General features: G+C 38.4%; 22 protein-coding genes. 15 read left to right on the top strand and 7 right to left on the bottom strand.

The features are described 5' to 3' along the window. Window positions 1–657 precede the first annotated feature (657 nt). From HX005_RS01160 to mhpD, 3 genes are all read left to right on the top strand, one after another. A complete protein-coding gene (locus HX005_RS01160; protein WP_286376008.1) occupies window positions 658–1,608 on the top strand; it encodes an RluA family pseudouridine synthase in 951 nt (316 codons plus the stop codon). 268 nt (window positions 1,609–1,876) lie between these two features. Continuing rightward, complete coding sequence (locus HX005_RS01155; RefSeq protein WP_286376007.1) at window positions 1,877–2,545, top strand: HAD-IA family hydrolase; 669 nt, start codon at window positions 1,877–1,879, stop codon at window positions 2,543–2,545. A 489-nt stretch (window positions 2,546–3,034) separates the two neighbouring features. Beyond that, complete coding sequence (gene mhpD, locus HX005_RS01150) at window positions 3,035–3,844, top strand: 2-keto-4-pentenoate hydratase (protein WP_286376006.1); 810 nt, start codon at window positions 3,035–3,037, stop codon at window positions 3,842–3,844. 242 nt (window positions 3,845–4,086) lie between these two features. Here mhpD and HX005_RS01145 read toward each other — a convergent pair whose 3' ends face one another. Further along, entirely contained in the window at window positions 4,087–5,274 is a 1,188-nt protein-coding gene (locus tag HX005_RS01145) for a porin (protein WP_286376005.1), read from the bottom strand. A gap of 155 nt (window positions 5,275–5,429) precedes the next feature. Beyond that, window positions 5,430–6,773, bottom strand: coding sequence for an amidohydrolase (locus tag HX005_RS01140; RefSeq protein ID WP_286376004.1), 1,344 nt, complete (start codon window positions 6,771–6,773; stop codon window positions 5,430–5,432). A gap of 507 nt (window positions 6,774–7,280) precedes the next feature. Here HX005_RS01140 and HX005_RS01135 point away from each other — a divergent pair. Together HX005_RS01135 and HX005_RS01130 are read left to right on the top strand one after the other, a co-directional pair. After that, complete coding sequence (locus HX005_RS01135; protein ID WP_286376003.1) at window positions 7,281–8,522, top strand: OprD family outer membrane porin; 1,242 nt, start codon at window positions 7,281–7,283, stop codon at window positions 8,520–8,522. 238 nt (window positions 8,523–8,760) lie between these two features. Beyond that, window positions 8,761–9,618, top strand: a complete 858-nt coding sequence (locus tag HX005_RS01130) for an alpha/beta fold hydrolase (RefSeq protein WP_286376002.1) — start codon at window positions 8,761–8,763, stop codon at window positions 9,616–9,618. Window positions 9,619–10,012: 394 nt separating this feature from the next. Here the strand turns inward: HX005_RS01130 and HX005_RS01125 are convergent, their stop codons facing one another. Further along, entirely contained in the window at window positions 10,013–10,684 is a 672-nt protein-coding gene (locus tag HX005_RS01125) for a DUF1345 domain-containing protein (RefSeq protein WP_286376001.1), read from the bottom strand. Window positions 10,685–10,981: 297 nt separating this feature from the next. Beyond that, window positions 10,982–11,887 (bottom strand): DNA-binding transcriptional regulator HcaR, encoded by a 906-nt coding sequence (hcaR, locus tag HX005_RS01120; RefSeq protein WP_107006868.1) that lies wholly within the window; start codon window positions 11,885–11,887, stop codon window positions 10,982–10,984. Between the two features lie 281 nt (window positions 11,888–12,168). Here hcaR and hcaE point away from each other — a divergent pair, with 281 nt between their 5' ends. The 8 genes from hcaE (at window position 12,169) to HX005_RS01080 (ending at window position 19,978) form a co-directional block, all read left to right on the top strand. Beyond that, window positions 12,169–13,536, top strand: coding sequence for a 3-phenylpropionate/cinnamic acid dioxygenase subunit alpha (hcaE, locus tag HX005_RS01115; protein WP_286376000.1), 1,368 nt, complete (start codon window positions 12,169–12,171; stop codon window positions 13,534–13,536). Then, window positions 13,533–14,051 carry a 3-phenylpropionate/cinnamic acid dioxygenase subunit beta gene (gene hcaF / locus HX005_RS01110; RefSeq protein ID WP_107006866.1) on the top strand — a complete coding sequence of 173 codons (519 nt, stop codon included), beginning with the start codon at window positions 13,533–13,535 and terminating at the stop codon, window positions 14,049–14,051. The genes hcaE and hcaF overlap by 4 nt, the downstream gene beginning before the upstream one ends. Continuing rightward, on the top strand, window positions 14,051–14,377 hold the full coding sequence (gene hcaC / locus HX005_RS01105; protein WP_107006865.1) for a 3-phenylpropionate/cinnamic acid dioxygenase ferredoxin subunit: 327 nt from the start codon (window positions 14,051–14,053) through the stop codon (window positions 14,375–14,377). Before hcaF ends, hcaC begins: the two co-directional genes overlap by 1 nt. 2 nt (window positions 14,378–14,379) lie before the next feature. After that, window positions 14,380–15,195: a 3-phenylpropionate-dihydrodiol/cinnamic acid-dihydrodiol dehydrogenase gene (hcaB, locus tag HX005_RS01100; protein WP_286375999.1), complete on the top strand. Its 816-nt coding sequence runs from the start codon at window positions 14,380–14,382 to the stop codon at window positions 15,193–15,195. Window positions 15,196–15,521: 326 nt separating this feature from the next. After that, the gene (locus HX005_RS01095) at window positions 15,522–16,490 is read left to right on the top strand and encodes a 3-carboxyethylcatechol 2,3-dioxygenase (protein ID WP_286375998.1); all 969 of its coding nucleotides are present in this window, start codon (window positions 15,522–15,524) and stop codon (window positions 16,488–16,490) included. Window position 16,491: 1 nt separating this feature from the next. Continuing rightward, entirely contained in the window at window positions 16,492–17,721 is a 1,230-nt protein-coding gene (gene hcaD, locus HX005_RS01090) for a 3-phenylpropionate/cinnamic acid dioxygenase ferredoxin--NAD(+) reductase subunit (RefSeq protein WP_286375997.1), read from the top strand. A gap of 197 nt (window positions 17,722–17,918) precedes the next feature. After that, window positions 17,919–18,860 (top strand): cation diffusion facilitator family transporter, encoded by a 942-nt coding sequence (locus HX005_RS01085; protein WP_107006861.1) that lies wholly within the window; start codon window positions 17,919–17,921, stop codon window positions 18,858–18,860. Further along, window positions 18,860–19,978, top strand: a complete 1,119-nt coding sequence (locus tag HX005_RS01080; protein ID WP_286375996.1) for an MBL fold metallo-hydrolase — start codon at window positions 18,860–18,862, stop codon at window positions 19,976–19,978. The genes HX005_RS01085 and HX005_RS01080 overlap by 1 nt, the downstream gene beginning before the upstream one ends. 139 nt (window positions 19,979–20,117) lie before the next feature. Here the strand turns inward: HX005_RS01080 and HX005_RS01075 are convergent, their stop codons facing one another. Together HX005_RS01075 and HX005_RS01070 are read right to left on the bottom strand one after the other, a co-directional pair. Then, a complete protein-coding gene (locus tag HX005_RS01075) occupies window positions 20,118–20,519 on the bottom strand; it encodes a DoxX-like family protein (RefSeq protein ID WP_286375995.1) in 402 nt (133 codons plus the stop codon). After that, complete coding sequence (locus HX005_RS01070; protein WP_286375994.1) at window positions 20,497–20,979, bottom strand: thiol-disulfide oxidoreductase DCC family protein; 483 nt, start codon at window positions 20,977–20,979, stop codon at window positions 20,497–20,499. The genes HX005_RS01075 and HX005_RS01070 overlap by 23 nt, the downstream gene beginning before the upstream one ends. A gap of 314 nt (window positions 20,980–21,293) precedes the next feature. On the opposite strand from HX005_RS01070, the gene katG reads away from it, so the two are divergent. Then, on the top strand, window positions 21,294–23,483 hold the full coding sequence (gene katG, locus HX005_RS01065) for a catalase/peroxidase HPI (protein ID WP_286375993.1): 2,190 nt from the start codon (window positions 21,294–21,296) through the stop codon (window positions 23,481–23,483). Window positions 23,484–23,733: 250 nt separating this feature from the next. Further along, window positions 23,734–24,063 carry a hypothetical protein gene (locus tag HX005_RS01060; RefSeq protein ID WP_286375992.1) on the top strand — a complete coding sequence of 110 codons (330 nt, stop codon included), beginning with the start codon at window positions 23,734–23,736 and terminating at the stop codon, window positions 24,061–24,063. Between the two features lie 273 nt (window positions 24,064–24,336). On the opposite strand, the gene HX005_RS01055 is transcribed toward HX005_RS01060, so the two are convergent. Continuing rightward, entirely contained in the window at window positions 24,337–24,951 is a 615-nt protein-coding gene (locus HX005_RS01055; protein WP_286375991.1) for a TetR/AcrR family transcriptional regulator, read from the bottom strand. Window positions 24,952–25,002: the final 51 nt, after the last annotated feature.

The following is a 25,002-nucleotide window of genomic DNA, read 5'->3' as shown; positions in this document are numbered from 1 at the left end:
TGAGTGATTTACCAGCTTGTTTTGAACAAGTTTGGATTTGATACCTGTATTGATGCTGCAATACTTCTTTAATCTTTGCACAATTAAAGTTCTGAGGTTTTCACTGGTACTGAAAGTGGTGCATTGGATGACTGATTTGATTCGTCTTTCACTGACATATTGCTCGAAGAGCAGCTCAGTTTTTTGTGAGCGCGTCTTGATACGGAATTATCGTCGTATCTTTACAAAATATGCAGTTCCAATGCCTCAAACACTTATGTCCTGAATAACACTCTAAAGCGACTTGTCTGGCGTGTATCAGTTTATGTTTAAAAACCAACGTCTGGGTTGGCGACATATATTTTTAAACAAACTGATTTCTGTACTTTAAATACAATTAAACGCAACAGTTTGTCTTTTTGCCGATATAATAAAGCCTTCGGCGTCGGCATATTCTTTTGGGACCTTTCCGAGTTTATGGTGAATTTTGTATGTGTTTAATTTTCAAAAGTCTTGAAAATGTCACAATAAATTTCACTTACGGTGGTATCCGTGCGCTGACTATAGCAAACCTTACATCATCTGCCTATGGGCTATGCATTTATTTTGTATGAAAAGTATAGTCTAAGTGATCAGTTTTTAATCAAAATTTCGTTTTTATTGGGTCATCGTAACTGTATGAATTCTACACAAGACTGGCAAAGTGTCACCTGGTTTGAAGTCGACGAACATCAAGAAGGTCAACGTATTGATAATTTTCTATTCAGTCGTTTAAAAGGCGTACCTAAAAGCCGTATTTACCGACTAATTCGTGAAGGTCAAGTTCGTGTCAATAAAAAGCGCGTAAAAGCTGAAACTAAGCTGGCGATTGGTGACCAAATTCGTGTTGCTCCGATTCGTTTTGAACAAAAAGATGAATCTGCTGTACCTGTTTCAGATAAAGTCGCACAAAGTTTACTAAGTCGTGTGGTTTATGAAGATGAAGGCTTAATGGTTGTAAACAAGCCTTCAGGTATTGCTGTGCATGGCGGCAGTGGCGTTGCATATGGATTGATTGAAGGCTTGCGTGCCGCGACTGGTAAAAAATATCTGGAGCTGATTCATCGTATTGACCGTGATACTTCTGGCTTGGTCATGATCAGTAAAAAGCGTAGCACATTGAAAACACTGCAAGATTTATTGCGTGAGCATAAAATTCGTAAAACTTATGCAGCCATTGCCAAAGGTCAGGTCAGTTTGGATGATCAACTGATTGATCAACCTTTGTTGCGTTATGAACTTGCCAATGGTGAGCGTCGTGTTCGTGTGTCAAAAGATGGTAAAGAAAGTAAGACACAATGGAAAGTGGCTGAACGCTTTATGCATGCGACTTTGGTTTATGCTTCACCGCTTTCAGGGCGTACCCATCAGATTCGTGTACATGGTTTAAGTATCGGACATCCTTTGGTGGGTGATGATAAATACGGGCATGAAACTGAATATCGTGGTCCAAATCCACGTCGTTTGTGTTTGCATGCGATGCGTTTGGAAATTCCGGGCTATGAGCCGATTGAAGCGCCTTTGCCTGAGGATATGCAGAGTTTGGTGGCGCAGTTAAGAGCGCAGAAGGCGGATAAGCCAACGATATAAAATGTAATGAATAGAGCATAACGGAGTCTTTTCAATTAAGTTGATATAATTGGAAGCCACCTTCGGTTCGACCTACTTTTGTTTCGGCAAAAGTAGGCAAAACCATTGCCATCCGCAAAACTCGTTCACTACCTATTTTTGATTAATATTTCGCAAAAACATTACTTATTCATTGTAGTCCTGTCTCAAACAGTTGTGGATGACATTTCCGTGTATCAGATTTGATTGTGAATAAGATGTTTGTGCATTATTGAACTAAGAGTGAAAAATGCAAAAACCTGTAGAGCTGATTATTTTTGATTGGGATGGAACATTATTTGATTCTGTCGGGCAGATCGTGGCGAGTTTAAAATTTGCTGCACAGCAATTTGCTCAGCCTTTAACCGATGAAGCAGCAAAAAGTATTATTGGTTTGGGCTTGCCTGAAGTGGCACAGGTTTTATTTCCGAATGTACCTGAATTACATACCGATATTTTAAAAAGCTATGGCGATCATTATGTGGAGCATTCCAAGGGTGATCAGTGGTTTGCAGGGGTTTCTGAAATGTTGCATGACTTGAAAAGTCAGAACATTCAGCTTGCTGTGGCAACAGGAAAAAGCCGTCGTGGTTTAGACCGTGTATTGGCGCAGACCCAAAGTCAGGATTTGTTTTGTGTGACCCGTGCGGCAAGTGAAACCAAATCTAAACCTGATCCATTGATGCTGGCAGAAATTTTGCAACATACGGGCGTAGAGGCAGATCGTGCGATTATGGTGGGTGATACGTCTTATGATTTGGAAATGGCGCAAAACATTGCCATGCCTCGTGTAGGCGTGAGCTATGGTGTACATACGCCTGAAACTTTACAGCAGTTTGCACCTTTAACCATCGCTGATGATGTTCAGGCTTTGCATCAGTTTTTGTTACGACAAAATCAGCTTCAAGACGCAATTTAGTCGTCTTGTTATATTTTTAAAATCAAGAATTAATTTCGCCTAGATTTTTGTTTGCTAAGTTCTTGTTTAAAGATTAGGCAAATTAATTCTTTCACATATTTTCTTCTGAATATTTATGCGAATTGATCCGTAAAATACAAAAATTAACGGCAGTTCTTGTGCTTTATTTTGTCGTGCATTTTATTATCTTTTAGTCGTAGAACATCATCTGCTCAAAAATAAATCATGAATTTATTTTCTCTATTGCTGATTATTTTATTTTGAAATTTATAAAATATTTAACTTTTTCTCTATGCAAATAAGCATTTATAGCTTCTAACTATTGCCATACATAAAATAAGTATTGGCACAAAAATGACATTTTCCTGATGCTTAAACTGTTCATAAAAGTACATGTTTTATAGTGAGTTCAGATGCAGTGGAACTGCAAAGATTGGTCTGATTCATGAAAACGGTATTGAGTCCATTTTTGTAGTTTAAGGAAAGATGATGTCGAATTCTGCTGTTGTTAAAACAAGTGTTGAATCGGTTGCCTTGGCACTCCGTGAAGCTGAATTGTCAAAAGTTGCAATTGCACCTGTTCGTCCACAATTGGGTGCTGAAAATGCAGATGTTGATATTGCTTATGCTGTACAAGAAGTTAATACACAACGTGCGCTGAAGGAAGGACGCCGCTTGGTGGGTCGTAAAATTGGCTTAACTTCAATTGCAGTTCAAAAGCAATTAGGCGTAGATCAACCAGATTTTGGCATGCTATTTGCCGATATGGCTTTTGGCGATGGCGAAGCGATTCCCGTAGGTACATTGATTCAGCCTAAAGTTGAAGCTGAAATAGCCTTGATCATCAATAAAGATTTAACCCAAGAAAAACATACCTATGCAGATATTATCAGTGCAACTGAGTATGCTTTGCCTGCGGTGGAAGTGGTTGATAGCCGTATTGAAAATTGGAAAATCTCACTGATTGATACGGTTGCAGATAACGCCTCTTCAGCCGCTTATGTCTTAGGTTCACGTCCTGTAAAACTTGAAAACCTTGATCTTGTAAATTGCAAAATGACCATGAAGCGTGGTGATGAAGTTGTTTCTCAAGGTGTAGGTAAAGCTTGCCTTTCAAATCCACTCAATGCTGCGGTTTGGTTAGCAGATGAAATGGTACGTCGTGGTCGTCCTTTATTAGCAGGTGATATCATTCTCACAGGTGCGCTTGGTCCAATGGCTGTGGCTCATGCAGGTGATGAATTTGTGGTTGAAATTGAGGGCTTTGGTTCAGTGACGGCTACTTTCGCTGCTGAATAAGATGTTTTGAATGAACCGCTTTGATCATCTTTACAGATGGATATTCCTCTTAATAAAGAAGAAAAGTATTTGATAAAAGCGGTTTTTCTTACTATTTGGATTGGTTAAGAGTTTGAACGTCAAATATAAGGAAATAGTGGTAAATTTTCGACCTATAAAAGCAAAAATATTCTTATTAATAAAATAAGTACAGGCAATGTTTCTGTACTTATTTTTTACAATAGTGATGGCAGTTTTAAACTTTAGAAGAAATAACCGACTGCTAAAGCAAACAGTTTATTGATGTCGTTATTGTCTCCTTTGGCAAGCGAATTGGCACTGCTGCCTACAGCAGGGTCGTTTTTACTGATAATGTATTCAGCCTGAATACCAATATCTTTATAGAAGAAATATACCCCTGCATTTAAACGTTCTGAATCAAGATAACCTTGTTGATCTTTATAGTATTTTCCATAAGACAAATAGGGTTTCATTTCAGGAACATGTTTGAATGGTTGTTTGATGGTGTAATTGATTTCATTGAGTAAATATTTACCATCATTGGCAACTTGGTAAGAAAAATCACGTGAACCCATGGTTGAGTCATGTGGAAATAATTGGTCAGCATTATCAACTTTTTGCTCTCCTACCAATACTAACCATTGCCATTGATTATAGTTGGTGGTGGCAAAAATATTATAGGCATCACGGTTGCCGCTTTTTCCTGTGATTTTGTTGTCTAAGTCTGAGTGCCAATAAGATGCGCCAATTTCGGTGTTAAAACCTTGGTCGGGATCAATCTGAAAAGTTTTGCTCAGGCGAGTGACCCACATATTTTTTTCTTCAAGATGTGTACCCTGATCCAATTCATCTGCTTCTACGTAGTTTACCCCATAGCGACTGGAGTCTTTGCTTAAACCTTTATAGTTAGCACCATCTACAGGGTAGTAGCCCAAGGTAAAGTGATAGTCTTGCTGGTTTAAATTGTATTTTAAGCCGATATTTTGCACGTCTTCTAGACCCGTGGCTGAAAAAATCGAGCCATAGTTGGTATTGCCCCACAGACGTCCAAAACCAAACTCAATATCTTGTTGACCTGCTGAAATGCGGCTATTTTCAGAGAGTTTATAACCGACCCATGCATCACGGATATAAATCGCATCACATAAACGATCATACTGATAACAACGCGCATCCATAGAGGCTAGCCAATTCGGATTTTCATAATTTAAAATGACTTTGGTATCAAGAAACTTAATCGTGCCATTTTTCGTACCTTCATTGGCTTGTTCTGCATAATCTTTATAGAGATACGCACCACGAATCGCACCAGAAACATTTAAAGCCCCTGCATCTGTTTTTGCATCACCAAATGTTAAAGCTTCTGCAAATACCTGATTTGCAGTGAATAGCGTTGTCATTAAACCAATAAGTTGAATGGTTTTATTCATCTTAATAAATCCTTTGTTTTAAGATGTTTTAAAGAGGCTTTGTCTGAAAATAGACAAGGGGAGTACGCCCAACTTCACGGATAGAAATTGGGGGCGTGATAGACTGACTTTTAAAATAAGATGGTGTTAAGGCAAACTCACTTTGCTAGAGAGCTTTAGTGTGCTGCTTTCCAGTCGGATTGGACTTTTGCTGCAATGCTAGGATAATTCATGATAAAGCGAACATGTGATTCAACGCCTGTTTTTAGTGTGGCATCATCTACAATAAATTCAGAACTATGGTTTGGCGCCGCTTTGTTCATATCTTCATGTTCAGGTGTCGCACCTAAAAAGACAAATAAAGAAGGCATGATTTTGCCATAGTAAGAAAAGTCTTCACTTGGGCTGGCATTGTTTTCCATTAGATGTAGACGTTCTTTGCCCACTGCGGCTTCTAACGTTGGTGCAGTGAGTTCAGTTAAAGTTTTATCATTGCTCGTAACGCCTGCATACGAAGATAAGTCAATTTCGGCTTTGACATTATTGGCTTGCGCAGTCGAGTTCACGATATTTGGAAGCTGTTTTAAAATGGTCTGACGGATATCTTCATGATTGGTACGAATGGTGCCTGCCATGCTCACTTCATCTGGAATGACATTGCTGACTGTACCACCTGCAATTTGCCCGACACTCACCACACCCATGCCTTTAGTCAAATTTGACTGACGGCTGACTAAGGTTTGTAAGTTGTTGATGACCTGTGCAGCAGTCACAATCGGATCTTTACCTGCCCAAGGCATAGACGCATGCACTTGTTGACCTTTCAGCTTGATACGGAATTCATCAGCACTGTTTAAAATAGCGCCGCCTTTATAGAAAATATTGCCACTTGGCATGCCTGAAATCACATGCATACCAAAAATAACTTCAGGTGCAGGCTGTTTCAAAGCACCATCTGCAATCATTTTACGTGAGCCAATCTGGTCGCCTTGAGTAAAATTGTCGAGGTCTGCTGCACCTTCTTCAGCAGGTTGGAATACAAATATCACTGTACCCGCAAGTTTATCTTTATTTTTAGCGAGCACCTTAGCTGCACTGAGAAGCATAGCAGTATGCGTATCATGTCCACAAGCATGCATAACAGGCTGTTGTTTACCTTGATAAAGTGCTTTGACTTTACTGGCAAAGCTTAAGCCCGTTTTTTCTTCAACAGGTAAGGCATCCATATCTGCTCTTAACGCCATGACTGGACCAGCAAGATCACCTTTTAACACACCAATCACACCTGTTTTAGCATAGCCTGTGCGTACATCTATGCCATAAGATTTAAGTTCTTTTTGGACTAATTTTGAAGTATTGAACTCCATATTACCCAATTCTGGATTTTGATGAATTTGATGACGTAACTGAATGGTTTGAGGTTCAACTTGAAGCGCTGCATCCTTGATCCAATCAGCAAAACTGATCTGATTGACTGAAAATAGGGCAGTAGCTAAGAATAGAGTTTTAAGTCCTTTCATGTGGTTTACGTCCTGTAAATGGTCTTTGAAAAAGTTAGGCAAATTTACAGGTAGGAGACTTTGGATCCAAATACTTTATAGGTATTTTTATATGCACTTGTATAAAAAGTTAACAATTAGAATCTGTTTGGTTGAGTTTTATACCGCTTTGCGTTGGATATATAGAAAAAAAGTTTCTTGTAAACGTTATTCATTATAAAAAAATAAAAGCTTTTTGCTCTGTGAATAAATAACTTAAACAAAAAAACACTAATAGATTTCATATATTGATAATTAGATAGTTGTATTGTGAATGAATTCTTCTAAAAATTTGTACGAGAATCTCTGAGTGAAACTGGCTTGCATAATGAGTTATTGTTAAAACATATTAAAAAAATAGCCAAAAAATGATGATAATTTTTCTCTAAGATATTCGCTCAAAATTCTTATACTGTGGTCTGATTTTTTCTATTTGTCGCATTTTGCATGATGTTGTCATCGATTTTCGTTTTAATTGGAAAAACAACGATGCCTCGTCAATCATTATGGATAGCAATCTGTGCTGCAATCGCAACACTAGGTACAACTGCAACGAATGCAGAATTTATCGACGATAGCCAAGTTCAACTTAAGTTTAAAAACTTCTATTTAGATCGCCAGTATGCAGATCTACCACAAAATAATTGGGGCAGTTGGTCACAGGGTGTGACCTTAGATGCAAAATCTGGTTATCAAGACATTGGGGCAGGCATTCAAGTGGGTGCTGACTTATTGGTACAACATGCAGTTAAACTTAATGGGCGTGATCAAAATGCTGACTGGGTCTTAGCACATGATGGGGAAAAATCACGTGATCATTTTGGTAAAGTTGGCGCAACGTTAAAAGCCAAAGTGTCTCAAACTGAATTAAAAGTGGGTGAAATTTTACCTGTTTCTCCTGTATTGGTTTTTGACCCATCTCGTCAATTACTCACCACATATAGCGGTGCATGGTTAGAATCTAAAGATGTTAAAAATACCAAATTAACTTTGGCATATATAGACAGCATCAATGCGCGTTATGACAACCAGTTTCAAGATTTGAGTTTATTTCCAAATAATAATCCAACCACAGCAAAAGCAGCAGATGGTATGTATATCGCTGGAGTTGATCATCAATTTAGTCCTGAAATTGGCGGCAGTTATTGGTATGCCGATGTTCGTGATCTTTATCAACAGCATTATGTAGGTGCAAGCTATAAAGCAAAACTTTCTGAAAAAGTAAAATTAGACAGCTATGTGCGTTATTTTGACAATTCAGAATCAGGTGACAAGTTGTATGGCACGATTGATAACCAAGCGATTTCTGCAAGTGCCAAAGTGAATTATGCTGCGCATACTTTGGGCTTGGGTTATCAGCAAATGTTTGGTGAAAATGCTTTTCCAACCTTAGCAGGTTGGGTACCACAACCCTATTTGGTGAACTGGGGTGTTGCGACATTTACCAATAAAAATGAAAAGTCTTGGGGTGTGACCTATGGTTATGATTTTTCCGAACTGGGTGCTCAGGGTTTAAATGCCACAGCGATGTATTTCATGGGTTCAAATGCAGAAGTGGCAGGTAAAAAAGATCAGGATTCTGATGAACTCAATGTGATTGTAAATTACACCGTACCTGAAGGGAAAATGAAAGGTCTGGGCTTCCAAGCGATGTATATTGATGTCGATTATGATTGGAAAACAGATTTAAAAGAGTATCGTTTTGCAACAACTTATACTTATCGTTTTTAATTTATCATTTTAAAAAATCGTGCTGTTGAAATAGCGCGATTTTATTTTTTATATTGAATTAAAGTTGTTGTAAAACAAATATTTAAATTATCGTTATTTTGTAGTTTGTCATCGTTAATAAGTATCAGTTTGTGCTTGTGAAGCATGTAATATAAAGCTGTAAATTAGGCAATTTGAATCTGTATAGATGTGTTTTAAATGGATTCAACCCATCGATTAGGCTGTACGAGGAATAAGTATGAGCACTGTGCAAATCCCCGATTATAAAACTGATTCATTCTTTGGTTTAGAAGATAAATGGATTGAAACTGCTGAAGGTGAATTAACGCATTATCATGAAGTGGGGGAAGGTACGCCTATCCTATTTTTACATGGTTCTGGTACGGGTGTTTCTGCCGCTGCAAACTGGTGGTTAAACTTACCACACATTGGTGAGCAAGCACGTTGCATCGCGATTGATACAATTGGTTATGGTCAAACTGTTGTTGCACCAAATACTGCTTATGGTATTCGTGCTTGGGTGGATCATGCTATTCGTACTTTAGATGCTTTAGGTATTGAAAAAACATGGCTCGTTGGAAATTCTCTTGGTGGATGGTTGTCTTTTCAATTGGCACTTGATTATCCTGAGCGTGTACTGGGTATTGTTTCAATGGGTACAGGTGGTGCAAAACAAACTGCTGCCTTGAAAGCACATGCAAACCCTGTTTTGACAGAAGAAGGCATTAAAAAAACTTTATCTATGTTCGTTGTGAACAAAGATTTAATTACAGACGAGTTGGTTAAAGTACGTTATGAGGCTGCAAAAAATGACTATGCTTCTGATCGTTTGATGGAAGTGGTTGGCGCACGTGATCGTGATCGTTTTGATTTCCCACTCGATTTTGAAAAAATGAAAAATATTACAGTGCCTGTATTGTTGATTCATGGTGTGCAAGATGTGGTGATTCCTGTTTCTCGTTCATGGGATATTTTAAATATTGTTCCACATGCAGATGCGCATATTTTCAGTCAGTGTGGTCATTGGTCGCAAGTTGAGAAAGCTGAAGAGTTTAATACGGTAATTAAAGATTATTTAACTGCACGTGGCGTATAAGTATTTTTAATACTTTGTGTGTAGTAAATGGAGGATGGTGAAAGCTGTCCTTTTTTATTGATGGAAGTTAACGTCTTGTAAATAAAATTAGGAGTTTAAATGATGTGAAATATGAGTTTTTAAATAGTAAGTTTATTTGCACTGCCGCATATACCACCGAAAGTTTAGATTTATTTGCGTAGGTAATGCCTTCCTTTTCAGGGATGAAAAGGAACAAAAACCCTTTGTTGGGTGAGGGGTTCGTCCATGAACCTTCACCCAACGGCGACATCCATGTTGCCCTGCGATAGCACCACCAGATTAGGTTAATTCACGTAAAATGCAAAAGCACTAAATATAGGGATTTGAAGGCTTTGAATTGATTGATAGGATAGGAAATAACATTACATTTCATTTAAATAAAACTCGCTGCTACATTAATACAAATCGCTAAAATTGTGGTGTTAAAGCCATAAGCCAAAAGTATATGTAAAATATTTAAAATACGCATTGAACGTGAAGTAATAGAGACATCGGCAGTCTGTGCAGAGGTGCCAATGACATAGCTAAAATATAAAAAGTCAGGATAGGTTGGTTCTGGTGTTTTAGGAAAATCTAAGCCGCCATCTTCATGTCTTGCTATAGCCAAATAAAAATCATGCGCATAATGTATCGCAAATACAGTATGCATAAATAACCACGCAAAAATAATGGTACATATACTTAAGGCTAAATGCCCTGATTTAATCCATCCATGATGAGGTAAATGACTCAGTTCAATCACAATGGCAATAAAACACATAATTAAAGTGAAAAATACCAACAATAAAATGATCCATTTACTGGCATCTTGCTGTTGTGCGCGTTTTAAAATATGGTGACGATCTGTGCGCCATAAGAGACGAATTGTGAAGATTAAATAGCATAAAATAGACACATTCCAACTGAGTAAAATCTGAGTTGACCATGCCCAATGCGTCGTAAAATGTAGAAAAATAAATAAAATTGCAGTGAGTAAAAAGGTGATAAAGAAGTAGAAGCGAGATTGGATCCCAATTTTTATACCTTGCAAGCGATGTTTAATCATGAAAAACCTCATTGCACTATGAGTTTATATTTTTTCTTTACATTTCTTTTAAGGGGTATTTTTACATGCATTAGACTTAAGTTGTAGCTAAAGTACGATATTTTTTATGGATTTTTTATTTTAAGTCGTGGATGAAAAAATAATCAACCTTGAAAATCGTATTTGATGCGAAATAATCGATCCCTTATTCAATTATTTTTGTTTTTATAAAGTGTGAATAAGTTCTCTATTTTATTGGCATCACCATTTTTTAAATAAATAGTCAATGGATGCGTTGATTGGCAGTCAGCTTAAATGCTAATCATCTGTTCGATTAATGTCTAAGTAAAAAACCTTGGTCAGCAGTTCAATAAACTTCTGTACAGAAATAGAACTGGCATTTTTACGATAACTGACATACAAATCAAGATAAGGCAGTTCAACATCTAAAGGACGAATCACCGTATTATTCATGGTGAGTGGTGCAATATAACCAGGAAGAATGGTGCAGCCTAAACCCATCCCAATTGAATTGATATTAAACAAAATATTATCGGCTTTTTGCACGATATTAAATTCAATTCCTTGTGCTTTAGCAAAGTCTAAAATCGCATTGTGTAATGTCCCTGATTGCTCTTCAGCAGGAATGATAAAATCAATACCATTCAATGCTTTAACAGGGATTCGTTCATATTTTGCTAAGGGATGATCTTTAGGTAAGATGAAGATTAAAGGTTCTCTTAAAACAAATTTACTTTCAATTTCATCATTGTGAAAATTATGGCGCGTAAAGGTAACATCAAGCTCACCTTTTTGGATTGCACGCATTTGTTCAAGATTATTTAAACTGAGTAATTCAATTTTTAACTCTGGATTTTGTACACGTAAATTAGGCAATACATAAGGAAAAACTTTCATTTCTGCGACAGGAACAAATCCAATACGCAGCAATTGTTGTTTGGCTTTGGACACTTGGCGTGCCATAGCGATTGCTTTGTCTGCTTGGGCTAAAGTTAAACGTGCTTGTTCAAGAAAAACAGCACCTTCTTCAGTCAGTTCAACCTTACGTTTAGTGCGGTTGAGTAGTCGAACACCGACATCTTCTTCAAGGTCTTTAATCTGTTGGCTTAGAGAGGGTTGGGCGGTATAAAGTTTCAAAGCTGCTTTACTAAAGTTAAGTTCTTCAGCAACAGTAATGAAATATCTAAGGTGTCGTAATTCCATATAACTTTTCCAAAGAGTAATCCAAAAAATGTCTTACTACGAATTCACTTGAGTATAATCTATAAACAACTAAGAGGTGAAGATGATTGCATCATTTAGAAAATAAATGACGAAATCGAAGTGATCAGTCATTTTATATAGAAAAAGCCTAACTCAATAATCCATAAAACATATTAATTAAAACAAAATAAATATTTCCCTAAAAGTGCTCCAAACGGCGATGATTTTTACAAGTTGAGTCAATTTGTGTGTGACCCCACGTTTGTCGCAGGAGAGCTTTCATGAGTGGAAAAATAGATGTGCGTGAAATCGACGCTTTAGTCGATGCACAAAATGGACGTATCTCGCCATCCATTTATACAGATCCAGAATTGTATGAACTCGAACTCGAAAGAGTCTTCGGTCGTACTTGGTTATTCCTTTGCCATGAAAGCCAAATTCCAAAGGCAGGTGATTTTTTCAATACCTACATGGGTGAAGATCCAATTATCGTGGTTCGTCAAAAAGATGGCTCAATCAAAGCATTATTAAACCAATGCCGTCATCGGTCTATGCGTGTGAGTTTTGCAGACTGTGGTAATACACGTGCATTTACTTGCCCATATCATGGTTGGTCATATGGCACAGATGGTTCTTTAAAAGATATTCCATTAGAAGACCGCGCTTTCCCACAAGGTGCATGTAAAGAAAAATGGGGTTTGATTGAAGTCAACCGTGTGAAATCTTACAAAGGCTTAATTTTCGGATGTTGGGATGAAACCACACCAGATTTAGAAGAATACATGGGTGATATCGCTTGGTATTTAGATGGTGTCGTTGACCGTCGTTCAGGTGGGACAGAAATCATTGGCGGTGTACACAAATGGGAAATCGAGTGTAATTGGAAATTTGCTGCTGAACAGTTCGCATCTGACCAATACCATGCTTTGTTCTCACATGCATCTGCGATTCAGGTTTTGGGTGCAAAACCAGATGATGACTCATCTAAAAAATTAGGTGCAGCTCAAACCGCTCGTCCAGTTTGGGAAACAGCAAAAGATGCCATCCAATATGGTTCACGTGGTCATGGTTCAGGCTTTTTCTTCACAGAAAAACCAGATGCAAACGTTTGGGTCGATGGTGAAGTTGCCAACTATTTCCGTGAAACATATGAGGAAGTGAAAGAGCGTTTAGGCGAAGTGCGTGCTTTACGTTTAGCAGGTCACAACACGATGTTCCCAACGATGTCTTGGTTGAACGGTACAGCGACACTTCGTGTCTGGCATCCACGTGGTCCAAATAAAACAGAAGTTTGGGCATTCTGTATTGCAGATGCTGAAGCTTCACAAGAAGTCAAAGAAGCATTTGAGCGTTCAGCAACACGTGCATTCGGTCCTGCAGGTTTTCTTGAGCAAGATGACTCTGAAAACTGGATCGAAATTCAAAAAGTATTACGTGGTTATAAAGCGCGTCAAAACCGTTTAATCATGGAAATGGGTAAAGGGAATGAGAAAGTCCGTGAAGATGGTATTCCGGGGATTACCAACTATATTTTCTCTGAAACAGCAGCGCGTGGGATGTACCGCCGTTGGGCAGATTTACTCATTCATGAAAAATGGGAAGACGTGGAAAAAGCAGCTGACGAATATGAGAAGGAGCTTATGAAATGAGTCAGATCAGTTTAGAACTTCAACATCAAATTAGTCAGTTTCTTTATCGTGAAGCGAAGTTGCTTGATGATTGGAAATTCCGCGATTGGTTAGCTACTTTAGCTGAAGATATTTCTTATACGCTACGTACTACTCCAAATGCACAAACACGTGACCGTCGTCGTTCAGTTGAGCCACCAACAACATGGGTATTTAACGACACTAAAGATTTGCTAGAACGCCGTGTTGCCCGTTTAGAAACGGGGATGGCTTGGGCAGAAGAACCACCTTCACGTACCACACATATGGTGTCAAATGTCATCATTGAAGCCACTGATATTGCAGATGAATACGATGTTTATGTGACGTATTTACTTTACCGCACGCAGAAAGAAAAAGATGTCACCATCTACTGCGGTAAGCGTCACGACAAACTGCGTAAAGTGGAAGATGGCTTAGGATTCCAAATCTTTAATCGTAAGATCATGCTAGATCAAGCAACTTACAACTCACATAACTTGAGTATCTTTTTCTAATGAACAAAATTTTTGTATGCCAAATCGACGAGTTGGATGAAGGCGAAGCACTCAAAGTAGATTGTGGTGTAAATGGCATTGAAGCACTTGCAGTATTCAACAATGGTGGTGATTTCTTTGCGATGAATGACCGTTGTTCACATGGTAATGCGTCGATGTCTGAAGGCTATCTTGAAGATGATGGCACAGTGGAATGTCCGTTACATTCAGCGCGTTTCTGTTTGAAAACAGGTCAAGCACTGTGCTTGCCTGCAACAGATCCAATTCAAACATTCCCTGTGATTGTTGAAGATGGTGCCTTATACGTGGAAATGTCAGGAGAATAAGCATGGGTTGGCTCGAAGGTGAAGTTGCACTGATTACAGGGGGCGGTTCAGGTCTAGGTTTGGCTTTGGTGGAGCGTTTCCTTGCAGAAGGTGCAAAAGTAGCGGTATTACAACGCTCACAAGCTAAAGTGGATGCACTGAATGAGCGCTTTGGTGATCAGATTGTCACTGTCGTCGGCGATGTTGCCAACTTTGTAGATAATGTAAAAGCAGTGAATGCCACCATTGAGCGATTTGGAAAACTGGATTGCTTTATTGGGAATGCAGGGATTTGGGATCACTATGCTGACATCGTCAATATGAGCGGTGAACAGTTGGAAAAAGCCTTTGATGAAATTATGGGCATTAATACCAAATCTTTGATTTTAGGTGCAAAAGCAGCTTTAGATGAGTTGGTCAAATCTGAAGGTTCAATCATTTTTACACTGTCTAACTCTGCACTGTATTCCGCAGGTGGTGGACCAATTTACACAGCATCGAAACATGCAGGTGTAGGTGTGATGAAAGAATTGGCATATGAACTTGCACCGAAAGTGCGTGTTAATGCGGTTGCACCATCAGGTATGAACGTCAATATCAAAGGTGCTGCGTCTTTGGGTCAGGAAAATCTTGGTTTGTTAGATGCACGTGACCCTGAAAAGATTGCACGTGGTATGCCACTGAACTTTTTACCTGAACCTGAAGATATGACAGGTTCATATGTCTTACTTGCATCTCGTGCTAATAACCGACCGCTTACAGGTGTTTTAATTAATGCTGAGTGTGGTTTGGGAATTCGTGGTTTGCGTCAACCACGTGCAGGTTTTTTTGATGAGTGATGGGTTTACTAGATCACTAAAGTAATTTTCAGATTGATTTAGATCAATATTGAGTGTTCCCTCTCCTGTTAGGAGAGGGTTAGGGAGAGGTTTTTTTAGAGCCCCTCATCCTAGCCTTCTCCCGAAAGGAGAAGGAACGCCCGAGACATTTTTAAATATGTCTCAAATTTAAAATCTGAACATTTTATGGTTTACGTAATAAGTCTAATTAATAAATTAAATTCACTTTTGTGTATTAGTTTCCCTCTTTTTAAAATCTGAACAGTATGGCTGTGCAAGAGGGGAGATTAAGAAGTATTGCCACTACTTCTCTTTCGGAGTCCAACATGACCGTTAAACTTATTTGTGCTTCGCATAGCCCATTAATGGAATTTGCTTCACCTGCCGAAAAAGGTCAGGAAGAAGTGGTTCGTGCGACATTTGAAAATTTGGCTGCCGAAGTTCAAGCCTATAATCCGACATTAATCATTTCTTTTGGTCCTGACCATTTTAATGGTTTCTTTTATGACTTGATGCCATCGTTCTGTGTGGGTATACGTGCCACAGCAGCAGGGGATTGGGATTATGGTAAAGACAATGCCAAAATTGATGTGCCTGAACAAACTGCGCTAGGTCTAGTGCGTAAAGTTTTGGATGAAGGGGTCGATGTTGCTTATTCCTATCGTATGCAAGCAGATCATGGTGTGACTCAACCTTTACATTTTTTATGCAATGGGAAACTCGATCGTTATCCAACGATTCCGATTTTTATCAATGGTGCAGCAGCGCCAATGCCAACAACTAAACGTACTTTGGCTTTAGGTCGTGCTGTTGGTCAATTCATTAAATCGCTTAATCTTGAAAATGAGCGTGTTCTTATTTTAGGGACAGGCGGGCTTTCACATGATCCACCAACTCCGCAAATGGGTGCAGTATCACCTGAAGTGGAAGAATTTTTGATTTGTGGTCGCCATCCAACAGCGGAAGCACGCCAAGCACGTCAGGCAAAAATCATTTCAGTAGGTCAGCGTTTGGCAGCAGGTGATAAATCTATTTCAGTACCCTTAAATCCTGAATGGGATGCAAGCCTACTTGAATTATTCAAACATGCTGATTTTGCAAGTATTGAGAAAATGACTGAAGACGATATTCGTAAAGAAGGTGGTCGTGGCGGTCAAGAAGTCCGTTCTTGGATGGCAGCTTTTGCAGCACTTGCTGAATTAGGGCAATACGATATGACGATTCATTGCTATGAAGCGATCAGTGAATGGATTGCAGGTTTTGGCATTGTATCGGCAGAATTAAAAGGTGAATGATATGAGTAACATCGAAACCATCGTCATTGTAGGTGCAGGACAAGCAGGGGCAAGTGCCATCATTGAACTGCGCGCTCATCAATATGAAGGTAAAATCATCCTTGTTGGGGATGAAGCACATTTGCCTTATGAACGTCCACCGCTTTCGAAAGATGTGATCCTTAAACCTGAAGACACCAAAATTGAGATTTTGTCAGAAGAAAAACTGGCGCAGTTGAATGTCGATGTCATTCGTGGCAATGGTGTGGTGAAAATTAATCCTGAAGCGCATAGCATCGAATTGAAAAATGGTGATGTAATTGTCTATGACAAACTACTTCTTGCTACAGGTGGTGCAGCACGTCGTTTACCGAATTTCGATGCATTAGGTAAACACGTTTATACCTTGCGTAATCTTGAAGATTCACAAGCTTTGGTTCCTGTTTTGCAAGCAGGTCGTCGTATCATCTTGATTGGTGGTGGGGTGATTGGTTTAGAACTGGCTTCATCAGCACGTTTCAAAGACTGTCAGGTGACTGTGATTGAAATGGGTTCAATGGTGATGGGACGTTGTTCACCAACTATTCTGAGTGAGTTTCTGCTTGCACAACATCGTCAAAAAGGCATTGACGTCCGTCTTGAAACCAAGATTGCTGGCTGTCAGCTTGATGGTGAAGAAGTTGTGGTCACCCTTGAAAATGGTGAAGAACTTCGTGCAGATGCGGTAGTTTATGGTATTGGGATTATTCCAAATGCACAGCTTGCAATTGATGCAAACTTAAACGTCGATTTTGCCATTCAAGTCAATGAAAACTGTCAAACTTCACATCCTGATATTTATGCGGCAGGCGATGTGGCGACTCAGTTACGTGCCAATGGTCAATATGCTCGTGTGGAAACTTGGGAAAATGCTAATCTACAAGCAGGTATTTTTGCCCGTCATGTGATGAATGTTGAACATCCCATACCAAATCCTGCATGGTTCTGGACAGACCAATTGGAGATTAATTTCCAATTTGTTGGTGATATGGCTGCATCGCAATGGCATATTCGTGGTGAAATGGATGTTGCTCAAGGTTCTGAAAATTCTTTTGTGATGTTTGGTGTCAGTGACAGTCAAATCGTTGCTGGAATTACAGTAAATGCTGCTAAAGATATGCGTCATCTCAAAAAGTTGATCAGTAAAAAATCAGTATTTGAGATGGAAAAATATCTCGATTTAACACAAGACTTACGTAAACTGGTTAAATAAAATTTAATTTTGACGCCATTTAGCCCAAGTTTAAACTTGGGCTTTTTTATGTTTTGAGAAAGATGCATGCTAAAGCAACAGGCAAAGATGAAAAACAACAAAAAATAAAGGAAAACTACAAGTAAGTAAGACAATATGGCTTAAAATACAGATAAAAATCAAATGACTGTATTTGATGATAAAAATTAGGACAATAAATGTCAGATTCAAATAAAATTGTTGTATATGCAGCACTTCTTGGTAATCTTGTGATTGCTTTAGTGAAGTTTATTGCTGCTTATATAACAAATAGTTCTGCAATGTTGAGTGAAGCAATTCATTCTGTTGTAGATACTTTAAATGAAGTTTTACTTTTATATGGCATCAAAAAATCGCAACAACCAGCAAATGCAAAGCATCCTTTTGGATATGGGCGAGAGCTTTATTTTTGGGCATTTATTGTTTCTTTATTGGTTTTTGCATTAGGTGCGGTTGTTTCTATTTATCAAGGCATTCAACATGTTTTGCATCCTGAGGAAATGACGTCACCTTATGTGAATTATATTGTCTTGGGTGTTGCTATTCTTTGTGAGGGAAGTTCTTGGTTTGTTGCCTTACGATCTTTTAAAAAACTAAAAGGTAATATGGGGTACTTCGAAGCATTTAGACGAAGTAAAGATCCGACGACATTTACTGTACTTTTTGAAGATTCTGCTGCATTAATAGGTTTATTCATTGCATTGGTCGGGATATTCTTAGCACATCAACTGAATATGCCTATTCTTGATGGAATTTCGTCCATTTTGATTGGGATTGTTTTGGCAGTTTCAGCATTGTTATTGGCAAGAGAAACTAAAGGATTACTTTTAGGTGAAATTGCTGATCCACAATTGCGTCAAAATGTGTTAAAAGTGGCGAAGGAAGATCCAGCTGTACATTATGCGAATGGCGTTTTGACTGAACAAATGGGAGCACACCAAGTGATTGCTTCACTCAGTTTGGAATTTAAAGATAATTTAACTTCAGATGAAATAGAAGCTTGTGTTAATCGTATTGAAACCAAGATTAAACACATTCATCCTGAAATTATTGCGTTATTTATTAAACCGCAAACACAACAAATGTGGTTAGAAAGAATGAAAGGGCGTTTAGAGTCGTAATGTCAAAAGAGATTGAACAGGATCCAATTGAAGATCGTACTTTACAAACTTCGGAAGTTGTTACAACTGTAACGACCAAACAACTCCATTATCGTTTAGTGACTGAAACATGTTTAGCACATACATGGTATAGACCTGTATTTAGAGTTCTTGCTTCAGATCATCATAATGGTGAGAAATTTTTTAATCCTGTCCGTAGACCTGAAGGTAATCGGCGTTGGGATTTAGTGAAATGGCTCAGCACTCGAAAGTCTTCAACGTGGAACGTAGATTCAGCGAAAGAAGCTGCTGAGTTTTATGCAACACCACGTGCTTTACCACAAAATAGACCCAATGCACCTGAAAATGATTGGCAAGTTTGGTTTGTTGGGCATGCAACGGTTTTATTACAAATTGGACCTTATAACTTTTTAACCGATCCTGTTTGGGCAGACCATGTTAGTCCAAAGCAAGGACGTGGTCCAAAACGTGTTATTCCAATGGGAATTGCATTAGAGCATTTACCTACAATTCATGCAGTATTGTTGAGTCATAATCATTATGACCATATGGACTTGGCAAGTTTGCGTTGGTTGCATAATAAATTTGCAATGCCAATTTATACGGGTTTAGGCAATAGTCATTATTTACCCGATGATTGGCATGTGATTGAAATGGATTGGTGGCAATCGGCACTCTTTAGAAATTTAAAAATCGTTTATACACCTGCACAACATGGTTCAGGACGAGGTCTACGTGATCAAAATGCTGCATTATGGGGTGGTTTTTCGATCGTATCGCAACATGGTCATTTTTTCTTTGCGGGTGATACAGGTTATTCCTCTCATTTTAAAGAGATTCAGAAGCGTTTAGGTACACCACGTATTGCTTTGATTCCAATCGGTGCTTATGAGCCGCGAGAGTTGATGCGTTATATGCACATGAATCCGCAGGATGCTTTTCAAGCACATATTGATTTACAGTCTAAACGTTCTTTAGCGATCCATTATCGAACATTTCAGTTAACCGATGAAAGTCGAGAACAACCTGAGCAAGACCTACAAAATGCAATGAAAAACTCATCGAAATTGATGAATCCATTCTATTGTATTAAAGAGGGTCGTAAATTAATTGTCTAAATAAATACTGGTAATAAAAGTAGCTAAATCATGATCTTGATAATTCAGGAATAGATTGCAATACATGAATTAGAACAGATGATTTACTACTTTTGTTGCCTTTTAAATCAATCATTGCAAAATCGAATGATAAACTCATTCAGATTTTTTGTATTTTTAAGACTTGAATTGCTACGAGAGAAAGTGTAGCCATCGCAACATTCATTACAAAAGGATTAAATGCAGCGGTAAAATATAAGGGATGGACAATAACCACAAAAATACTTAAGCCTAGCATTGCAAATAAATTTAAATAATGTAATGAAATTAATAATTTATTTTTGAATAAAAGAAAGCAGAGTCCAAATAATATTTCACCAAGTCCCACGATGTTGATTAAAAAAAACATGATTTGTTCAGGCAGAGAAAATATTGCCCAAAAACGCTGTTCATCAACAGATTTAGCAATGATTTTAGGAACCAGCCCTTGATAGATCCATAAAATTGCTAAACCCAAATGTAGTGTTAACAGTATATTTTTAATTTTCTTTTCTATTTGCATAAATAACGTTTTCCAAAAAATGCTGCTGATTTTCGGCACAAGGAAGTATACAGTCATTTGTTGTACCAAAAATTTGATAACGATTTAGTGCAACACGACGATATAAAAAATCTCGAAATGGGCGTGGCATAAAATAGCCTGCTCGCATCAAAGAAAAAGGCAAACCTAAAGACTGCATGACTTTGAGTAATGCCGTTGATTCGATATAACGTTGCCCATGATGAATAACGACCATCGTTGAGTAGTCAGTTGTCGACATCCCATAATATTTTAAAATGGCTTCCCCTAGAGGCGATTGAACCGAAGCAAGTTTAAAATAAGCAGCATGGTCATATTGAATAAGAAATTTTGCCCAATGATTACAAATGACGCAGATTGCATCAAACAGAATAATATTGTGCTGCTCGATGATATTGGCAATTTGATGTGAATCAAAACTTAGCGATTTATTGTTATACATAGATTAAGTTTCAGAGACTTTTTTAAAATATAACTGATTTATTGATCATAGAAAATTTATATTGGAAAAATCGAAAATAACATTCGAATTTAAAAAATATTCAGTGTAATTGTGTAACATAAAATAAAAAAAAGCTATCCCTTTGAAAATAAAAAAGTCATTTATTTTTAATATTTTAAATAGGATTATCCGATTGTTTTAATTCGTTAAATTTGCTGTAATTTATCAAAAAAAACAGCTATGTTCTTAGGGGTAAACTATTCAACAAAACTTGCTTTATCTCTTTATTTTATAATTGTATGCGGAGAATAATTATGGATAACAACACGCCAGCTTCAGGTTGCCCATTTCATCAGGCAGGTGGACAAACCAGCGTAGCCAGCACCGACAATACTGATTGGTGGCCGAATGCACTGAATTTAGACATTCTTTCACAACACGATACTAAAACCAATCCGCTTGATCCTGATTTTGACTATGCCAAAGCATTCAAATCACTAGATCTAGAAGCAGTTAAACAAGATTTAAGAGAACTCATCAACAGCAGTCAAGACTGGTGGCCATCTGATTATGGTAGCTATATTGGTATGTTTGTACGTACTGCATGGCACTTGGCAGGTTCATACCGTAAACAAGATGGTCGTGGTGGCGCAAATACTGGTAACCAACGTTTTGCACCATTGAACAGTTGGCCTGACAACGTCAATACCGATAAAGGTCGTCGTTTACTTTGGCCAATCAAGAAAAAATACGGCAATAAACTGTCTTGGGGTGACCTGATTGTATTGGCAGGTACGGTGTCTTATGAAGTTGCGGGCTTAAAAACTTTTGGTTTCGGTGGTGGTCGTCTGGACATTTGGGCACCTGAAAAAGACATTTATTGGGGTGAAGAGCGTCAGTGGCTGGCGCCAACCAAAGAACGTTATAAAGATGATCAGGATCGCTCATCTTTAGACAATCCACTTGCCGCAGTGCAAATGGGTTTAATCTATGTGAACCCTGAAGGTGTGGATGGCGTCCAGGATCCATTACGTACCGCGCAGGACATGCGTGTGACCTTTGACCGTATGGGTATGGATGATGAAGAAACTGTTGCATTAACAGTAGGTGGTCATACCGTTGGTAAGGCACATGGTAATGGTAAGGCGGAAAATCTTGGCGCAGATGTTGAAAGCGCAGATGTCGAATTTCAGGGCTTAGGCTGGCACAACTCAGAAGGCACGGGCAATGCAGGCAATACCATGGTCAGTGGTCTTGAAGGTGCTTGGACAACGCATCCTGACAAATGGGATAATGAATTTTTATATTTATTGTTTACTTACGAATGGGAAAAAACCCTCAGCCCTGCGGGTGCAAAACAATGGGAACCTGTGAACATCAAAGAGGAAGATAAACCTGTTGATGCACACAACCCAAATGTACGCCGTAACCCAATGATGACAGATGCCGATATGGCACTGAAATTTGACCCTGCATACCGCAAAATTGCAGAAGATTTCTATCACAACCCTGACAAACTGGCTGATGTATTTGCCCGTGCATGGTTCAAACTGACGCATCGTGATATGGGACCAAAAACCCGTTACTTAGGTGCTGACGTTCCTGCTGAAGATTTAATCTGGCAAGATCCAATTCCAAAAGCAGACTATACCTTGTCTGATGTCGATGTAGCGAATATTAAAGCCAAATTATTGAATAGTGGATTAACGTCTGCTGAACTGATTGCAACGGCTTGGGACAGTGCACGTACTTTCCGTGGTTCGGACTATCGTGGTGGTGCAAATGGTGCTCGTATCCGTCTTGCTCCACAAAAAGACTGGGAAGGCAATGAGCCTGCACGTTTAGCCAAAGTTCTGGCGAAACTTGAAGAAATTCAGGGCACATTGGTTAAAAAAGTCAGCATTGCAGACCTGATTGTTTTGGGTGGTACAGCAGCCGTTGAGAAAGCAGCACAAGATGCAGGTGTGAACGTCAAAGTTCCATTCCTTGCAGGGCGTGGTGATGCGACTCAGGAACAAACGGATGCGTATTCGTTTGAAGACTTTGAGCCTAAAGCGGACGGTTTCCGTAACTTTGTAAAAGCAGAATATGCCGTTCAGCCTGAAGAATTATTGTTGGATCGTGCGCAATTGCTTGGTTTAACTGCTCCTGAAATGACGGTGTTGATTGGTGGTTTACGTGTACTTGGCGCGAACTATGCTGACTCGAAACATGGCGTGTTTACCGATAAAGTAGGCGTACTTAGCAATGATTTCTTTGTGACATTGACTGATATGTCATATAACTGGAAACCAACAGGCAAGAACTCTTATAACATCGTAAGCCGTGCGACAGGCGAAACGAAGTACACAGCAACGCGTGTAGACCTTGTGTTTGGTTCGAACTCAATTCTGCGTTCTTATGCTGAAGTGTATGCTCAGGATGATAACAAAGAGAAGTTTGTCAAAGACTTTGTAGCGGCATGGACGAAGGTGATGAATGCGGACCGTTTTGATGTGAAGTAATTCATTTAATATTTAAAGAAACCGCCTGAGGGCGGTTTTTTTTGTGGGACAATAAAATTTCAACGTGTGTAAGTTAAGCTTTTTATTGTGTTTAAGTTTTTGAAATAAAATAAATAGCTTCTGCATTTTGCATAAGGTGTATTATGTTAATTTTAGGAAATCTTAATGACATTAAATATTCCTTTACGCTCAAGAAAATTACTTGAACTGCTAACTCTAATAACATTCACTTTATGAAAGGAGATCTTTGATGTTCTACCATGTTGCTATTCTTGAAAATGGTGAAGGTGGCTTCCCTTTTAAACTTTGTGAAACAGACAAAACGTCACTTGATGATATAAAAAAATATATTATTGAACCTTATTTAGTCGAGCAAACAGTCTATATTGACGGAAAGTTTATAGATTATAAAAATATTAAAAAATTACAAGTTTTTGAATCACAGAAATCAGCATCAACGTTAGCAGATGAAGAACAAAGTAAAGTACCTGATTATATAGTTGGATTATATTATAATGCTGATTGCGTACTAAGTGATTTCTATATGAAAGATATAACCAACTCATTGCTATTTAAATGAAAATTTAGAGCCTGTACATTTTTTATATATCGAAACTGTGTTTTCATAATTTTAACGAAGGTTTGTCCCTAACATTTGGATATGTCTAGGCTTACTCTTATTTAACATAATGGCATTATTTAGGGTATTTTTATTTAAAATCAAATGCTTATATTTTAAAAGCCGCCATTAATTCGTAAAAAGGCGACTTGAAAACAAATCGCTTTCTTTTTAAGTTGTTTTGGTCTCTTTTACGAATAAAAACGATATATTTATTTACAAATCTAATGTGAGCTAATCTAAATTTTTCAGAATACAGACCACATCCCCCTTCAAAACCTGCCAATCCTTAAACTCAGGTTCAATCAGCAAGGTCTGGGAAATAAAACCATAACAAATCCTTTGAATATTCAGGCTGATACGTTGCAATTGCTTATCATCCTGTACAAAAGGCGCAAGAATACTGCGCCACATCTGCACCATCATGGCATAACTTTTCTGATAAATTTCAATACTCGAAATCTGCCGTTCCAACAAAAAAGACTGCGCCCATAAAAACTGCTGCGCTTGCATTTCTTGTAACTGAAAATGAATCACTTGCTCTAAATAATCACCCAACACTAAATTTGTGGATAACTCATACAGACTTTGTGCATAACTCTGAACTGTTTCAGCATTGGTTTTTACCTGCTGATGAATCAGCAAAGCAATCAAATCTTCCTTTTTGGAAAAATACTCATAAAACGTCCCCAAACCCACACCCGCAAGCTCGGTGATTTCCCGAATGGTAATTTCATGCGCTGTATGTTCATGCAAAAGCCGAACAAAACTTTCCATCAGCGCTTCTTGAGTCATACGCGCCCTTGATTGACGGGGCTTACGCCGTACATTGATGCTTGCTAAAGCCATAGAAATAATCCGAACACCCGTGCAGGAGTTTTCTTCTATACTGAATGTAAT

It is taken from the genome of Acinetobacter sp. R933-2, assembly GCF_030325485.1.
GTDB classification, from domain to species: Bacteria; Pseudomonadota; Gammaproteobacteria; order Pseudomonadales; family Moraxellaceae; genus Acinetobacter; species Acinetobacter sichuanensis.
Note: the sequence above shows the minus strand (reverse complement) of the source record. Positions and strands in the feature narration are given on the sequence as shown.

Coding starts and splice junctions, on each gene's coding strand:
- hcaR (WP_107006868.1), bottom strand. CDS start 11,887: ATGGAATTACGACACCTTAGATATTTCATTACTGTTGCTGAAGAACTT.
- HX005_RS01070 (WP_286375994.1), bottom strand. CDS start 20,979: ATGTATAACAATAAATCGCTAAGTTTTGATTCACATCAAATTGCCAAT.
- HX005_RS01080 (WP_286375996.1), top strand. CDS start 18,860: ATGTCAAAAGAGATTGAACAGGATCCAATTGAAGATCGTACTTTACAA.
- katG (WP_286375993.1), top strand. CDS start 21,294: ATGGATAACAACACGCCAGCTTCAGGTTGCCCATTTCATCAGGCAGGT.
- hcaB (WP_286375999.1), top strand. CDS start 14,380: ATGGGTTGGCTCGAAGGTGAAGTTGCACTGATTACAGGGGGCGGTTCA.
- mhpD (WP_286376006.1), top strand. CDS start 3,035: ATGTCGAATTCTGCTGTTGTTAAAACAAGTGTTGAATCGGTTGCCTTG.
- hcaF (WP_107006866.1), top strand. CDS start 13,533: ATGAGTCAGATCAGTTTAGAACTTCAACATCAAATTAGTCAGTTTCTT.
- HX005_RS01055 (WP_286375991.1), bottom strand. CDS start 24,951: ATGGCTTTAGCAAGCATCAATGTACGGCGTAAGCCCCGTCAATCAAGG.
- HX005_RS01060 (WP_286375992.1), top strand. CDS start 23,734: ATGTTCTACCATGTTGCTATTCTTGAAAATGGTGAAGGTGGCTTCCCT.
- hcaE (WP_286376000.1), top strand. CDS start 12,169: ATGAGTGGAAAAATAGATGTGCGTGAAATCGACGCTTTAGTCGATGCA.
- HX005_RS01160 (WP_286376008.1), top strand. CDS start 658: ATGAATTCTACACAAGACTGGCAAAGTGTCACCTGGTTTGAAGTCGAC.
- hcaC (WP_107006865.1), top strand. CDS start 14,051: ATGAACAAAATTTTTGTATGCCAAATCGACGAGTTGGATGAAGGCGAA.
- HX005_RS01140 (WP_286376004.1), bottom strand. CDS start 6,773: ATGAAAGGACTTAAAACTCTATTCTTAGCTACTGCCCTATTTTCAGTC.
- HX005_RS01125 (WP_286376001.1), bottom strand. CDS start 10,684: ATGATTAAACATCGCTTGCAAGGTATAAAAATTGGGATCCAATCTCGC.
- hcaD (WP_286375997.1), top strand. CDS start 16,492: ATGAGTAACATCGAAACCATCGTCATTGTAGGTGCAGGACAAGCAGGG.
- HX005_RS01130 (WP_286376002.1), top strand. CDS start 8,761: ATGAGCACTGTGCAAATCCCCGATTATAAAACTGATTCATTCTTTGGT.
- HX005_RS01075 (WP_286375995.1), bottom strand. CDS start 20,519: ATGCAAATAGAAAAGAAAATTAAAAATATACTGTTAACACTACATTTG.
- HX005_RS01085 (WP_107006861.1), top strand. CDS start 17,919: ATGTCAGATTCAAATAAAATTGTTGTATATGCAGCACTTCTTGGTAAT.
- HX005_RS01145 (WP_286376005.1), bottom strand. CDS start 5,274: ATGAATAAAACCATTCAACTTATTGGTTTAATGACAACGCTATTCACT.
- HX005_RS01135 (WP_286376003.1), top strand. CDS start 7,281: ATGCCTCGTCAATCATTATGGATAGCAATCTGTGCTGCAATCGCAACA.
- HX005_RS01095 (WP_286375998.1), top strand. CDS start 15,522: ATGACCGTTAAACTTATTTGTGCTTCGCATAGCCCATTAATGGAATTT.
- HX005_RS01155 (WP_286376007.1), top strand. CDS start 1,877: ATGCAAAAACCTGTAGAGCTGATTATTTTTGATTGGGATGGAACATTA.